Source organism: Thioalkalivibrio sp. ALMg11 (genome assembly GCF_000377905.1).
In the GTDB taxonomy this organism is placed as follows: domain Bacteria; phylum Pseudomonadota; class Gammaproteobacteria; order Ectothiorhodospirales; family Ectothiorhodospiraceae; genus Thioalkalivibrio.
Genome location: NZ_KB898874.1, coordinates 186334 through 201330, shown reverse-complemented (window position 1 = coordinate 201330; position 14997 = coordinate 186334). Strand labels below are relative to the sequence as shown.

General features: G+C 67.0%; 12 protein-coding genes. 8 read left to right on the top strand and 4 right to left on the bottom strand.

Annotated elements, in window-relative coordinates; translation table 11 throughout:
- Positions 1-133: 133 nt before the first annotated feature.
- The 3 genes from D578_RS0108465 to D578_RS0108455 are packed head-to-tail and all read right to left on the bottom strand — an operon-like array spanning position 134 to position 2425.
- Complete coding sequence (locus D578_RS0108465; RefSeq protein WP_018949537.1) at positions 134-1030, bottom strand: carbon-nitrogen hydrolase; 897 nt, start codon at positions 1028-1030, stop codon at positions 134-136.
- 22 nt (positions 1031-1052) lie between these two features.
- A complete protein-coding gene (locus tag D578_RS0108460) occupies positions 1053-2126 on the bottom strand; it encodes an agmatine/peptidylarginine deiminase (RefSeq protein WP_018949536.1) in 1074 nt (357 codons plus the stop codon).
- On the bottom strand, positions 2123-2425 hold the full coding sequence (locus tag D578_RS0108455) for a hypothetical protein (protein WP_018949535.1): 303 nt from the start codon (positions 2423-2425) through the stop codon (positions 2123-2125). Before D578_RS0108455 ends, D578_RS0108460 begins: the two co-directional genes overlap by 4 nt.
- A 175-nt stretch (positions 2426-2600) precedes the next feature.
- On the opposite strand from D578_RS0108455, the gene D578_RS0108450 reads away from it, so the two are divergent.
- Entirely contained in the window at positions 2601-3851 is a 1251-nt protein-coding gene (locus D578_RS0108450) for a lipoprotein-releasing ABC transporter permease subunit (RefSeq protein ID WP_018949534.1), read from the top strand.
- Complete coding sequence (locus tag D578_RS0108445) at positions 3844-4545, top strand: ABC transporter ATP-binding protein (RefSeq protein ID WP_018949533.1); 702 nt, start codon at positions 3844-3846, stop codon at positions 4543-4545. The genes D578_RS0108450 and D578_RS0108445 overlap by 8 nt, the downstream gene beginning before the upstream one ends.
- Positions 4546-4597: 52 nt before the next feature.
- On the opposite strand, the gene D578_RS0108440 is transcribed toward D578_RS0108445, so the two are convergent.
- Entirely contained in the window at positions 4598-5197 is a 600-nt protein-coding gene (locus D578_RS0108440) for a DUF2062 domain-containing protein (protein WP_018949532.1), read from the bottom strand.
- Between the two features lie 215 nt (positions 5198-5412).
- On the opposite strand from D578_RS0108440, the gene D578_RS0108435 reads away from it, so the two are divergent.
- From D578_RS0108435 to pheA, 6 genes are all read left to right on the top strand, one after another.
- Positions 5413-7725 carry a DNA internalization-related competence protein ComEC/Rec2 gene (locus D578_RS0108435; protein ID WP_018949531.1) on the top strand — a complete coding sequence of 771 codons (2313 nt, stop codon included), beginning with the start codon at positions 5413-5415 and terminating at the stop codon, positions 7723-7725.
- Positions 7726-7734: 9 nt separating this feature from the next.
- Complete coding sequence (gene mtnA / locus D578_RS0108430) at positions 7735-8811, top strand: S-methyl-5-thioribose-1-phosphate isomerase (RefSeq protein WP_018949530.1); 1077 nt, start codon at positions 7735-7737, stop codon at positions 8809-8811.
- A 142-nt stretch (positions 8812-8953) separates the two neighbouring features.
- Entirely contained in the window at positions 8954-11587 is a 2634-nt protein-coding gene (gyrA, locus tag D578_RS0108425) for a DNA gyrase subunit A (protein WP_018949529.1), read from the top strand.
- A complete protein-coding gene (gene serC / locus D578_RS0108420) occupies positions 11584-12663 on the top strand; it encodes a 3-phosphoserine/phosphohydroxythreonine transaminase (protein ID WP_018949528.1) in 1080 nt (359 codons plus the stop codon). The genes gyrA and serC overlap by 4 nt, the downstream gene beginning before the upstream one ends.
- Positions 12664-12713: 50 nt before the next feature.
- A complete protein-coding gene (locus D578_RS0108415; protein WP_018949527.1) occupies positions 12714-13877 on the top strand; it encodes a phosphoglycerate dehydrogenase in 1164 nt (387 codons plus the stop codon).
- A 3-nt stretch (positions 13878-13880) separates the two neighbouring features.
- A complete protein-coding gene (gene pheA, locus D578_RS0108410) occupies positions 13881-14996 on the top strand; it encodes a prephenate dehydratase (protein ID WP_018949526.1) in 1116 nt (371 codons plus the stop codon).
- The last annotated feature ends 1 nt before the right edge of the window (position 14997 follow it).

The window sequence follows — 14997 nt, the reverse complement described above, 5'->3', positions numbered from 1 at the left end:
ACGGAGGACACGGAGGACACGGAGGACACGGAGGACACGGAGGACACGGAGGACACGGAGGTCACGGAGGTCACGGAGGTCACGGAGGTCACGGATTGTCCGGGGCTGATCGCGCTAACTCACGTTCATCATCTCAGGTGGGATCGATGTAGCGTTGCAGGATCGGGCCGTAGGCATCGATACGGCGATCGCGGAGAAAGGGCCACTGCCGGCGCACGGCCTCGGTCCGGCCGCGATCCAGTTCGGCGGTGAGGGTTTCCGGCCGCTCCTCGCCGGCGCGGGCCAGGATCTCGCCCTGGGGCCCGGCGACGAAGCTGGCGCCCCAGAAGGTCGCGCCGGGCGAGTGCCCGGAGGGATCCGGTTCCTGCCCCGTGCGGTTGCAGGCGAGCACTGGCAGGTTGTTGGCAATCGCGTGGCCGCGCTGGACGGTCATCCAAGCATCCTGCTGGCGCGCCTGTTCTTCGGGGGTGTCCTGCGGGTCCCAGCCAATGGCCGTGGGGTAGATCAGCACTTCGGCGCCGGACAACGCCATGATCCGGGCGGCCTCCGGGTACCACTGGTCCCAGCAGACCAGGACGCCAAGGCGACCGACCGAGGTGTCGATGGGAACGAAGCCGGTGTCGCCAGGGGTGAAATAGTACTTCTCGTAATAACCGGGGTCGTCCGGAATATGCATCTTGCGGTAGGTCCCGACCTGGCGGCCATCGGTCTCGAAGACCACCGCGGTGTTGTGGTAGAGCCCAGCGGCGCGACGCTCGAACAGGGAGCCGACCAGGACCACCCCGTTGTCCCGCGCGATGGCGCTCAGGCGCTCGCAGCTCGGGCCGGGGATCGCCTCGGCGCGATCGAAGGTGGCGAGGTCCTCGGTCTGGCAGAAGTAGGGGCCGGTGTGCAGCTCCGCCAGTACCACCAGTCGGGCGCCGTTCGCGGCGGCCTCGGCGACCGCGGCAGCGGTGGCGTCGAGATTGGCCTCGACACTCCCGGCATCGCGGTGCTGGATCAGGGCGACGGACAACGTGTTGTTGGACATGGCGGGCGCTCGGTGCAGAAGGTTATTCCTGCGGGATGCCGAGGGCGGCCGCAGGGTATTGCATGGTCAGGCAGTGCAGGCTGCCCCCCTGGCGAATGATCGTCCGGCAGTCGATCTCCACGATCTCGCGTCCCGGAAAGGCCTCGGCGAGCCGGTCGCGGGCGACGGCATCGGCGGGGTCATCGTAGACCGGCAGGAGTACCGCACCGTTCAGAATCAGGAAGTTCGCATAGGTGGCGGCCAGCCGTCGGCCGTCCTCGACGATGGGTGCCGGCCATGGGAGCGGGATCAAGCGGTATGGTTCGCCGGAGGTCTGGCGCAGGGCCCGGAGTTCCTGCTCCATCGCCTGCAGTTCGGGGTAATGCGGATCCTGCGGATCGTCGCACTGAACGTAGGCGATCGTATCGCGGGAGCAGAAGCGGGCCAGCGTGTCGATATGGGCATCCGTGTCGTCGCCCTCCAGCTGCCCGTGTTCCAGCCAGAGGATGCGCTCGGCACCCAGCCATTCGCCGAGGCGCTGTTCCAGCCCGGTGCGATCCAGCTCGGGGTTGCGAGTGCTGGAGAGCAGGCAGTGCGCGGTAGTGAGCAGCGTGCCGTCGCCGTCGGATTCGATGGACCCGCCTTCGAGGATCAGCCCGGTGGGTTCCGGTACACAGCTGCCGAAGACGCCGTGGCTGGCCAGGGCCCGAGTGATCGCATCGTCCAGTTCGGCGGGGTATTTGCCGCCCCAGCCGTTGAAGGTAAAGTCCAGCAAGCGCGGCTGATTGCCGTCGAATACCGTGATGGCGCCATGGTCGCGCGCCCAGGTGTCGTTACTGGGAGCCTGGGCAAACCACAGTCGGTCGGGCCGGATGGCGGTCTCGGTCAGGAAGCCGGAGATCTCCTCGATGTGCTCGGGGTCGCGCGCGACGATGATGACCGGCTCGTACTGGCTGATGCTCGCGGCAATGATGGCAAACACCGGGTGCACCTGATCCAGGACGGGTGCCCAGTCCGTGGCGTCATGCGGCCAGGTTAGCTGGATCGCGCCCTGGGGTTCCCACTCGGCCGGGAGGCGCCGCTTTGGAGGTGCCGGGGCGGCGTCCCCGCCACTCATGGACGGTCGGCGCGGGATCCGTTGCGCACCGCGCTGTGCAGGACGTACTCGCCCTCGAAGAACACGGAGAAGTCGGCATAGTCCCAGCGCGTGATCGGCGGATCGCCCACGGTGGCGTGGCGTTGTTCCGGCTCGCCGTGCTGGCGGATGACCGCCGACTGGCTCTGGCCACGGGTTGGGGCCCCTTCACGTTCCTTCACGGTGAACCCCCCTTCGGGGCTGCGCAGGATGTCGGCCGAGGCAGTGGCCATGGCCCCGGCGAAAAGCGCCAGGACAAGGGCGCTGGCTGCGGTGCGCACGGTGCTGCTCCGGCACGCGCCGGACTTCAAGGTGGGGTTCGCTGCGTTGCATTTCCCTGGCATGGCCAACTCTCCGTTTGCTGGATGGCTACCATGGTAGCGTCAACCGTGACGCCATGCCTCCCCCGAGGCCTTCCCTATAGGCGCGACCCGGCTTCTCTGGCATGATTTCCCGATGTTTCGCCCCCTGACCCTTGCCATCGGCCTGCGCTACACGCGTGCCAAGAGGCGTAACCACTTCATCTCGTTCATCTCGGTGGTGTCAATCATCGGGCTGGTCCTTGGGGTGATGGCGCTGATCACCGTGTTGTCGGTGATGAACGGGTTCGAGCGCGAATTGCGCGAGCGCATCCTGGGGATGGCCTCGCATGCGACCATCGGTGAGGCCAACGGGGGGCTGCGTGACTGGGAGCGCCTGCAGCGCGAGGCGCCGGAGATCGATGACCGGGTGGTGGCCGCGGCCCCTTACGTTCAGGGCGAGGCGATGCTGAGTGCGCGCGGGAATATCTCCGGGGCGCTGATCCGGGGCGTGGAGCCGGAGGCGGAGGAACGGGTTGCGCGTATCGGTGAGCACATGATCCGCGGCGAGCTGGGGAGCCTGGAGGGCGGTCGCTACCGTGTCGTGCTCGGGCGCGAACTGGCGGCGGAACTGCGCGTACAGGTCGGCGACTCAATCATCCTGATGGCTCCCCAGGCCTCGGTCTCGCCGGCCGGGGTGATGCCGCGCATGCGGCGCTTCGAGGTGTCCGGCCTGTTCGAGGTCGGCATGTATGAATATGACCGGGGGACTGCCTTCATCCACCTGGAGGATGCCCAGGCGGTGTTCCAGATGGGCGATCAGGTCACCGGGCTGCGGCTGCGGCTGACCGACATGATGCAGGCCGGGGTGATTGCGCGCGACGTGGCAGCGCAGCTGGACGGGCTTTTCCGGGTGTCCGACTGGACCCGTCAGCACGCAAATCTGTTTCGTGCCATCCAGATGGAGAAGATGGTGATGTTCATCATCCTCTCGCTGATTGTGGCGGTGGCCGCCTTCAATATCGTCTCGACCCTGATCATGCTGGTGACCGACAAGCAGGGGGATATCGCGATCCTGCGAACGCTCGGGTTGTCGCCGGCGGGCGTGATGGTGATCTTCATGGTCCAGGGGGTGGTGATCGGGACGATCGGCATCCTTCTGGGTACCGCGGCCGGGGTCGCGCTGGCGTCCAATATCGATGTCGTCGTGCCCTTCATCGAGCGCCTGGTGGGCGTCGAATTTCTGTCCGCCGAGGTCTATTACATCAGCGACTTGCCGTCTGAACTTAAACTATCGGATGTTCTCCGGGTCGGCATCCTGGGCTTCCTGCTGACCGTCGTGGCCACACTGTTCCCGGCCTGGCGCGCGGCCCGTACCCAGCCGGCGGAGGCGCTGCGCTATGACTGATCGCGAGACCCCGGTCCTCGAGGCCTTGGGCGTGGAACGCCGTTTCCGCGACGGCAAGCTGGATGTGGCCGTGCTGGACGGGGTCGATTTCGCCCTGCAGCCGGGCGACCAGACCGCGATCATTGGCGCCTCGGGCAGCGGCAAGAGCACCCTGCTGCACCTGCTCGGTGGTCTGGACCGCCCGACCGCCGGCGAGGTGCGCTTGCTGGGCACGGACTGGACCCGCATGAGCGAGGCGCGGCGCGGGCATCTGCGCAACCGGCATCTGGGGTTCGTCTATCAGTTCCACCACCTGTTGCCGGAACTGACGGCCGCCGAGAACGTGGCTCTGCCACTGTTGATCCGGCGGATGTCCAACCGCAAGGCGCGGGAGGAGGCCCGACACTGGCTGCAGCAGGTGGATCTGGGCCACCGCCTGGAGCACAAGCCTTCGGAGCTCTCCGGCGGCGAGCGTCAGCGAGTCGCGATCGCCCGTGCGTTGGTCACCCGACCCTCGGCCATCCTGGCGGATGAGCCGACCGGGAACCTGGATCAGGAGCGGGCGGCGCAGGTGTTCGAGCTGCTGCGCGCGATGAATCGCTCCACCGGCACCGCGCTGGCCCTGGTCACCCACGACATTACCCTGGCGCGCGAGCTGGACCGCTCGGTACAGCTGGTCAAGGGACACCTCGAGCCGGAGGCTGTCGACGGCTAGGGGTCCGCGTGAGCGCTAGTCGGTGACGGCCGCGGGCGGGTTCAAGGTCAGGCTACTGTCGCGAGGGCGGTTCTTGGTTGTCGGTGGGATCTCCCTCGCTGCGCTCCGTTTTTTCCCGTTCCGCCATTTCCTTGCGCAGGCGCCGGAGATAACGGCGGCTGCGCACGCGCTGGACCACGTTGAGCCGCCACAGGAAGCGCACGAGCAGATACCCCGACAGGCTCGCGACCGAGCCCAGCAGGACGCTGCCCAGTACCAGGGGTTGCCAGATGGTCAGCAGCTCGGTGGTGAACCACTCCCAGCTCCAGTCCAGGTGGATGTCGCGACGGGGTTCGTCGAGCAGCTTGCGCCCGATCGTATAGGCCGTATACAACATGGGTGGCATGGTGATCGGGTTGGAGATCCAGACCAGGATCACCGAAATCGGCAGATTGACGCGGACAAGCAGGGCAATTGCGGCCGCGATCAGCATCTGCATGGGCAGTGGCTGGAAGGTCACGAAGAGCCCGACGGCAAACGCACCAGCCACGGAGCGGCGGTTCAGATGCCACAGATCCGGCGACCCCAGGCGTGGCCCCAGCGGGGCGAGCGCCTTGTGCCCGCGCATGCGTTCCATGCCGGGAAACATCTTCTTGATGATGTGTCTTGCCATGTTCCGGGTTGCCGATGGTGCGCCTGGCGCGGGTTCGCGACCGCGCATGTTGGTTCCATTCTCGCTGATTTTGGCCGGCGAATGCCTGTGTCGGCGGTCACGTGGGTCTTGGGCCGCGCAGTAGGCCGATCGTTCAGAGACCCAACGTGACCGCTTTCACCCTCGGGCTGCTGGTCACGGCTTGGTGGCTGCACCGGCTGCCGGAGCCGCTTCCGATGGCCCCGGGTCTGGTGCTCGCCCTGCTGGTGGTGACCGCCGGTGCCAGCGCCGGCCTGCGACGATTCGGCTACCGGGCTACCGTGCCGTGGGCGATGGCCCTTGGCGTGGTGGTCGCCTGGGGGATCGTCTCCGTGACCACGAACTCCTGGCTCGAGGAGACCTTGGCGCCTTCGCTTGCGGGAGAAGAGGTCACGGTACTCGCCACGGTCACCAGTTTGCCGGAACACACGGGGCATCGCAGCCGTTTCCGGGTCACGGTGGAGGCGGTAATCGCAGGGCCGGAGGCATTCCGTGCCCGCGAGCTCCTGGTGGCGGCGTATCCAGCGCGGCCAGAGGTCGAGGCTGGCACACGCGGCCACATGGCCCTGCGGCTGCGCCCGGCCGAGGGGCCCGCGAATCCCGGCGGTTTCGATCGCGCGGGGTGGTTTTACCGCGAGGGCCTGCATGGCTCCGCGACGCTGCTTGATCTGGAGCTGCTCGGGAAGGGCGGGAAGGGAGTGCCGGCCGAACCGGCACGGCCTTGGCGGGCCGATCTGCACCGCGTCCGCGGCTGGCTGCGCGAGCGGCTGGAAGTCGCGGCCCCGGAGCTCCGCCATCCGGGGTTGGTACAGGCCCTGGTGATCGGCGACCGTCAGGGCATGACGGCGCCGGAATGGCAGGCCTTTCTGCGCACCGGGACCAACCACCTGATGGCGATCTCCGGCCTGCATGTAGGCCTGGTCGCCGGTTTTGTCGGGCTGCTGTCGGGGTTCATCTGGAGCGGGTTGTTGCCGCTGCAACGGGTATTGCGGAAGGCGGCCTTCATGGCGCTGGCCGGTCTGGCGGGGGCTGCGGTGTATGCCGCGTTGGCCGGATTCAGTATCCCGACCCAGCGCGCGCTGATCATGCTCGCGGCCTTCATGGCGGCCCTGTTGTGGCGCCGCGAGGCGTTTGCCTGGAGGGGGCTGATGCTGGCCGCGATCGCAGTCGTGCTGTGGCAGCCGACGAGTGTCCTGGCCCCGGGTTTCTGGTTCTCGTTTGGCGCGGTCGCGGTCATTCTCCTGTTGTTGCAGGGGCGTTCGGGGCGTCCGGGCTGGCGTGAGGCGGGCAGTATCCAGGTGATGCTGGCGCTGGCGATGCTTCCGCTGAGTCTGGCCTGGTTCCAGTTGGGTTCGTGGGTGGCGCCGGTGGCCAATCTGGTGGCAGTGCCCGTGATCAGCCTGCTGGTGCTCCCGGTGTTGCTGGTGGGGGCGGGGCTGGCCGCCTTGTGGGCACCCTTGGGCCAGCCGTTCCTGCACGCGGGCGATGGCGTGCTGGCTCTGCTGGTCGGGCTGCTGGATCTCCTGTCCGGATTGCCTGTGCTGGTGGACGAGCGGCGGGTCCCGCTGGTTGCGAGCCTGCTGGGTGGGGTCGCGGTACTGGTGGCCTTGCAGCCACGGCTGCGTCTGGGTGCCGTTTGGGTCGTGCTCGCAGGCATGGCCCTGGCCTTGCCCATGCGACCGGATATCGAGCCGGGTGCCGTGCGCGTGCTCCTGCTGGATGTCGGGAACGGGCAGTCGGCGTTGCTGCAAACGCGTAACCACACCCTGCTGTTCGATGCCGGTCCCGGACGTTCGGGTGGCTACAGTGCGGGTGAGCAGATTGTGGTGCCGACCCTCCGCGCCGAGGGGGTACAGCGGCTGGATCGTATGATCCTCAGCCACGAACATGCCGCGCACGCCGGAGGCAGTGCCGGGGTCCGGGGCTCCATACCCGTGGTCGAGACCCTCCGGAGGGTCCCGGCAGAGGCCGATGAACGGGCCTGCGAGGTCGGAGAGGGCTGGGACTGGGACGGGGTGCGATTCGAAGTGCTGCACCCGCCGCCCGGATGGGATGGCAGCGCCTCGGCCTCCTGCGTGCTGGCGGTGGAGACGGCCGGTGGCGTGCGCCTGTTGCTGACGGGCGGTCTTGGCGGACTGGGCGAGGCGGTGCTGATGCGTGGCGTGCCGGACGGGCGTGCCAGTGATCTCCTGCTGCTGCCGCGCGGTGCCGGGGCCGACAGCCTGAGCCGGGGCTGGCTGGACGATGCCGCGCCGCGTTTGGCGTGGGCGAGTACGGATGCGCGGGGGCGGGGTCTGGCGGCCGATGTGCGTGAGCGGCTGGAGACGGCTTGCGTGCCACTGCAGGAGACCGGGCTGCATGGCGCCTTGCGGCTGGAGGCGAACTCGGAGCTGGAGGTGGGGCCCGGTCATCGGGCCCGCCACCGGAGGCTCTGGCAGCCTGCGCCCTTGCCGCCCTCGCGCGAGCAGGAGGGTTGCAACCCCGCGCCGACGGACGAGACGCGCTGGTAGAATGATTGGATGAATCGCGAACATTCCGACACCATCCGTCCCATCCGCTTCCGCGAGGGCGCGCTCCAGTTGCTGGACCAGCGCCGCCTCCCGCATGAGAGCGTCTGGCAAACCTATCAGGACGCGCCCGCCGTCGCCGTGGCGATCCGCGACATGGTCGTGCGCGGGGCCCCGGCGATCGGCATCACGGCGGCATTCGGTGTGGTGCTGGCTTGCCAGCGCGCGACAGGTCAGGACGACTGGCGTGCGCGGGTAGCCGCCGATATCGAGACCCTGCGCGGTTCCCGTCCCACCGCGGTGAACCTGTTCTGGGCGCTGGATCGCATGCATGCGGTCGTGGCCGCCAGCGAGTCGGTAGATGCGGCCGTGAGCGAGACCCGGGCAGTAGCCGAGCAGATGCTGGAGGCGGACATCGCGGGCAATCGCCATCTGGGCGCCCTGGGCGCGCAATTGATCGAGCCGGGCCGCGGCGTGCTGACCCACTGCAACACGGGTTCGCTGGCAACCGGGGGATATGGCACTGCCCTCGGGGTCATCCGTGCCGCCTGGGACGCAGGGCGCATCAAGGAGGTGTTTGCCGACGAGACCCGACCCTGGCTGCAGGGCAGCCGGCTGACCGCCTGGGAGCTGGTGCACGACGGAATCCCGGTGCAGGTGCTGTGCGAGGGGGCGGCGGCGAGCCTGTTGCGCTCCGGCCGGGTGGGTTGGGTGATTGTCGGGGCGGACCGGATTGCGGCGAATGGCGACACCGCCAACAAGATCGGCACCTACGGCCTGGCGCTGCTGGCGCGTGCCCACGGCGTGCGGTTCATGGTGGCGGCACCGGTGGCGACGATCGACTTCGAGATGGCGGACGGAGCGGGCATCCCCATCGAGCAGCGCGGCGAGGACGAGGTGCTGGCGCTGGCCGGCCAGCGGGTGGCGGCCGAGGGGGCACGCGGATACAACCCGGCCTTTGACGTGACGCCGGCGGACCTGATCGACGCCATCGTCACCGAACGCGGTGTGGTCGAGGACCCGACGCGGGAGCGCTTGGCCACCCTGCGCGCGTCGGCTGACGCGGAATCGGCCACGACCGGGGCCTGACACCCGGGAAAATGGGGCCGGCACAGGCCGCCTTCGGGCCTGAGAGCCTCGGAGAACCGTTTTGAGGCGCGAAAAGCCGAGCCCCACTGGTTACCCCTGTGGTATCATCGCGAGCTTGTTCAGACGGACGGCGTAACCCTCGATGGCTGAATTTGCCAAGGAAGTTTTTCCGGTCAATCTCGAAGACGAGATGCAGCAGTCTTACCTCGATTATGCGATGAGCGTAATCGTGGGCCGGGCCCTCCCCGATGTCCGTGACGGCCTCAAGCCGGTCCATCGCCGCGTGCTCTACGCGATGCGCGAGTTGGGCAACGACTACAACAAGCCGTACAAGAAGTCGGCGCGTGTGGTCGGTGACGTTATCGGTAAATACCACCCACATGGCGACTCCGCCGTCTACGACGCCATCGTGCGTATGGCGCAGCCGTTCTCGATGCGCTACATGCTCGCGGACGGGCAGGGCAACTTCGGTTCCATCGACGGTGACTCGCCGGCGGCCATGCGCTACACCGAGGTGCGCATGGCGCGCATCGCGGCCGAGCTGCTGGCCGATATCGACAAGGAAACCGTCGATTTCATCGACAACTACGATGGTTCGGAGAGCGAGCCAACCGTCCTGCCGAGCAAGTTTCCGAATCTTCTGGTCAATGGCTCCGCCGGGATCGCGGTGGGGATGGCGACCAACATCCCGCCGCATAACCTCCGCGAGGTCATCAACGCCTGTGTGGCGCTGATCGACGACCCCGACATCTCCATCGAGGGCCTGATGGAACACGTGCCGGCGCCGGATTTCCCCACCGCCGGCATCATCAACGGCATCGATGGCGTGCGCGAGGCCTATCGGACCGGTCGCGGCCGGGTCCTGATCCGGGCGCGCTCGCACGTGGAGCCGCTGGAAGGCGGCCAGCGCGAGGCGATTGTCGTCACCGAGCTGCCCTACCAGGTGAACAAGGCGCGTCTGACCGAGAAGATCGCCGAGCTGGTGAAGGAAAAGCGCATGGAGGGCATCTCCGAGCTGCGCGACGAGTCGGACAAGGACGGCATGCGCCTGGTCATCGAGCTCAAGCGCGGCGAGATGGCCGAGGTGGTCCTGAACCACCTCTACATGCACACCCAGATGCAGAATGTCTTCGGCATCAATATGGTCGCGCTGGTGGATGGCCAGCCGAAGGTGCTGGATCTGCGCCAGGTGTTGCGGGCCTTCCTGCGTCATCGCCGCGAGGTGGTGACCCGGCGCACGATCTTTGATCTGCGCAAGGCGCGCGAGCGCGCCCACATCCTGGAAGGCCTGGCGATTGCCCTGGCCAACATCGACCCGGTGATCGAACTGATCCGGGCCGCGCCGAACCCGGCCGAGGCCAAGGCCGGGCTGCTGGCGCGCGCCTGGCCGCTGGGCGTGGTCAGCGACATGCTGGATCGCGCCGGGGCCAGTGCCTCGCGTCCCGAGGACCTGGCGCCGGAATACGGCGTGAGCGATGACGGCTATCGCCTGTCCGAGGGCCAGGCCCAGGCAATCCTGGATCTGCGTCTGCACCGCCTGACCGGGCTGGAGCAGGACAAGATCCTCGATGAATACCGCGACTTGCTGGAGTTGATCGAAGACCTGCTGGATATCCTCGGTTCGGGTGATCGCCTGCAGCAGGAAATCCGCAACGAACTGCTGGGCGTGGCCGAGCAGTTCGGCGACGAACGCCGCAGCGAGATCCGCGAGCGTCAGGCCAACCTGACGCTGGAGGATCTGATCGGCGAGGAGGACGTGGTCGTCACGCTGTCGCACGCCGGCTACGTGAAGTACCAGCCCGTGGCCGACTACCGCGCCCAGCGCCGGGGCGGTCGCGGCAAGGCGGCGACCAGCTTCAAGGAAGAGGACTTCATCGACCGGCTGGTGGTGGCCAATACCCACGACACGATCCTGTGCTTCTCCAGTCGCGGCCGGGTGTACTGGCTGAAGGTCTATGAGCTGCCGCAGGGCTCGCGGGCCGCGCGCGGCAAGCCGATCGTCAATCTGCTTCCGCTGGAAGCGGATGAACGCATCAGCACGATCCTTCCGGTGCGCGAGTACGATCCGGATCACTACGTATTCATGGTGACCGCGCAGGGGACGGTGAAGAAGACCCCGCTGACGGATTTCTCGCGCCGACGCGCCTCCGGCATCATCGCGGTGGATCTGCGCGAGGGGGATCATCTGGTGGATGTCTCCCTGACCGACGGCACCCTCGACGTGATGCTGGTGACAACGGCCGGCAAGGCCGTGCGTTTCCACGAGAGCGACGTGCGGGGTATGGGGCGAACGGCCTGCGGCGTGCGCGGCGTGCGCATGGAGGATGACCAGCGGGTGATCGCGCTGCTGAATGTCGACGAGGGATCGGCGCTGCTGGCGACCGAACACGGCTACGGCAAGCGCACCCGTTTCGACGAGTTCCCGGTGCATCGCCGTGGTGGCCAGGGCGTGATCGCGATCCAGACCGAGGGCCGTAACGGCCTGCTGGTAGGGGCGGCGAGGGTCCTGGAAGACGACGAGGTCATGCTGATCACCAACGGCGGGACGCTGGTGCGCACGCCGATCGACCAGATTCCATTGATTGGTCGCAACACGCAGGGCGTGCGTCTGATCCGTCTGGATGAAGATGAAAATCTGGTCGAGCTCGCCCGTGTAGCCCAGTTGCAGGGCGAAGAAGGGGTCGAAGACGATGAAGAGCCCGGTCAACCGGAAATCGGGCCGGACCCGGACCCGGAGACGGGTCCCGAATCCAGTGACGATGGAGAACAGGCATGACGCGAGTGATGAACTTCAGCGCGGGGCCGGCGGCCCTGCCTCAGGCGGTGCTCGAACGGGCCCGTGACGAGCTGCTGGACTTCCGTGGTTCCGGGATGTCGGTTATGGAGATGAGCCATCGCGGCAAGCCTTTCATGGCGGTGGCCGAGAAGGCCGAGCAGGACCTGCGCAAGCTGATGAACATCCCCGAGAACTACTCGGTCCTGTTCCTGCAGGGCGGGGCGACCGGGCAGTTCGCGGCCATCCCGATGAATCTGGCCAACGGCCAGGGCATGGACTATATCGATACCGGGGCCTGGTCCGGCAAGGCGATCAAGGAAGCCCAGAAATACGGGCCGGTGAATATCGTGGCCAGCTCGCAGGCGAGCGGGTACGACTCGATCCCGGATCGCGCCTCGTGGAACCTGGACCCGAACGCCGCCTACGTGCACTACACCCCGAACGAAACCATCGGTGGGGTGGAGTTCCCGGATATCCCGGATGTCGGCGACGTGCCGCTGGTGGCGGACATGTCGTCCACCATCCTGTCGCGTCCGATCGACGTCTCGAAGTTCGGCGTGATCTATGCCGGGGCGCAGAAGAACATCGGCCCGGCCGGCCTGACCGTGGTGATCGTACGCAACGACCTGCTGGAGCGCGACAAGGGCAGCGTGCCGGCGGTGCTGGACTGGGCGCTGCAGGCCAAGAACGATTCGATGTACAACACCCCGCCGACCTTTGGCTGGTACCTGGCCGGGCTAGTGTTCGAATGGCTGCTGGAGCAGGGCGGTCTGGAGGGCATGGGCAAGACCAACCAGCGCAAGGCCGCCAAGCTGTACCAGTACATCGACAATTCCGCCTTCTATCGCAACCCGGTCGAGCCGTCGGCCCGGTCGTGGATGAACGTGCCGTTTATCCTGGCGGACGATTCCCTCGACGGGACGTTCCTCAACGAGGCGGATGCGGCCGGACTGTCCTCGTTGAAGGGACATCGCTCGGTGGGCGGGATGCGCGCAAGTATCTATAACGCCGTGCCGGAAAGCTCGGTGGATGCCCTGATCGATTTCATGGCGGACTTCGAGAACCGCCACGCCTGATCCTGTCGAATCGTGGTCACCGGACGTAGCTACCGGGCCAGGAGGTCGTGATGTACCGAATTCAGACCTATAACAACATCGCCGTGCGTGGGCTGGACCGCTTCCCGCGCGACCACTACGAGGTCGCGTCGGACATCAACCAGCCAGACGCATTGATGCTGCGGTCGTTCGACCTGCATTCGGTCGATATCCCGGATTCCGTCCTGGCTGTCGGACGTGCCGGCAGCGGGGTGAACAACATCCCGGTGGAGGCGCTGTCCGAGCGCGGGGTGGCGGTGTTCAATGCCCCGGGCGCCAATGCCAACGCCGTTAAGGAATTGGTGATTGCCGGTCTGTTGTTGGCAGCGCGCAATCTGTTGCCGGCGGCAGGCTACGTGCAGGGGCTGGACCCCACCAAGGAGGACTTCATGTCCTCGGTGGAGCACGGCAAGAAGAAGTTCACCGGCTTCGAACTGCCCGGGCGGCGCCTGGCCGTGCTCGGCCTTGGTGCGATCGGTGTGGGTGTGGCCAATGCCGCGCGGGCACTCGGCATGGAGGTGGTTGGCTTCGACCCCAAGGTCACGGTGGAGAACGCATGGCGTCTGGACTCCGGCATCGAGCGCGCGCGCTCGGTGGAGGCCGCGATGGAGGGGGCCGATGCGGTCACCGTGCATGTGCCACTGACCGAGAACACCGCGAGCCTGGTCAATGCGAAGAACCTGGGCGGGATGAATGCCGGGGCGATGGTGCTGAACCTGGCGCGCGAGGGCATCGTGGACGACGCCGCTGTGCACGAGGGGCTGGACGCCGAACGCCTGCACGCCTACATCACCGATTTCCCGGTGCAGGCCATGATGGGGCACCCGCGGGTGATCACCCTGCCGCATCTGGGGGCCTCGACGACCGAGTCCGAGGAGAATTGTGCGGTGATGATCGCGGATCAGCTGCGTGACTATCTGGAAAACGGCAACGTGGTCAATTCAGTGAATCTCCCGACCCTGGTGCTGGATCGCAAGGGGGATACCCGGATCGCCGTCGTCAATCGCAACCTGCCGGACCGGGTCGGGCGCATCTCGCATACCCTTGGCGAGTCCAACATCAACATCCTGCACCTGATGAACGACTCCCGCGGTGACATTGCGTACACCCTGCTGGACGTGGACGGTAAGCCGGATCAGGCGACCCTGGACGCACTGCATGAGATCGATGGCGTGCTGCGGGCACGGGTGCTGTAGGTCGTGGCCGGGGACCCGCATTCGTCGCAGCCCGCCGGCGGCCAGGAGAATCTGGCTGCCCTGCGGGCGCGCATCGACGCGCTGGATGCCGAGCTGCTCGAGCGGCTGAGCGAGCGCGCCCGTTGTGCCGAGGCCGTGGCACGGGTGAAGCGCAGCCAGGAGAGCAATCCGGTGTTCTATCGTCCGGAGCGCGAAGCCGAGATCCTGCGCCGGGTACGTGAGCAGAACCCCGGCCCGCTGTCCGGCGAGGCGATTACCCGGCTGTTCCGCGAGATCATGTCCGAATGTCTGGCGCTGGAGCATCCGCTCCATGTGGCCTATCTGGGACCGGTGGGCACGTTCACCCATCTGGCGGCGCGCAAGCATTTCGGCCATGCGGTCGAGACCCAGCCGCTGGCCTCCATTGATGCCGTGTTCGACGCCGTGGAGACCGGGCGTGCGCAGTTCGGCGTAGTGCCGATCGAGAACAGCTCCGAGGGGGTGGTGACCCATACGGCGGACTGCTTCATGGATTCCTCGCTGCAGATCTGCGGTGAGGTCGTGACCCCGATTCACCACCATCTCCTGACGCAGGCCGAGGATCTTGGCCAGGTCCGGCGGGTGCTGGCCCATGCCCAGGCGCTGGCGCAGTGTCGCCAGTGGCTGGACGCCGAGCTGCCGCACGCTGAGCGCGAGGCGGTCTCCAGCAATGCCCGTGCGGCCGAGATTGCGGCGCAGGACCCGACCGTGGCGGCTCTCGCCAGCCAGGCCGCGGCCGACCATTACCAGATCCCGGTGCGGGCGCCGCACGTGGAAGATCGCGCCGACAACACCACGCGTTTCCTGATTATCGGCTCCGGCACCACGGAGCCCAGCGGCGCGGATCGCACCTCGGTGATGCTGACGACCGCCAATCGCCCGGGATCGCTGTATTTGCTGCTCAAGCCGATTGCGGAGTCGGGTATCAGTCTGACCCGCATCGAGTCGCGCCCGTCGCGCTGCACGCCGTGGAACTACGTGTTCTTTCTCGACCTGGTCGGCCACCAGCACGATCCGCTGATCCGCGAATGTCTGGAACAGCTGCGCGCGAGCGCCGATACCGTCAAGGTGCTGGGGAGCTATCCCCAGGCCGCCACCTGAA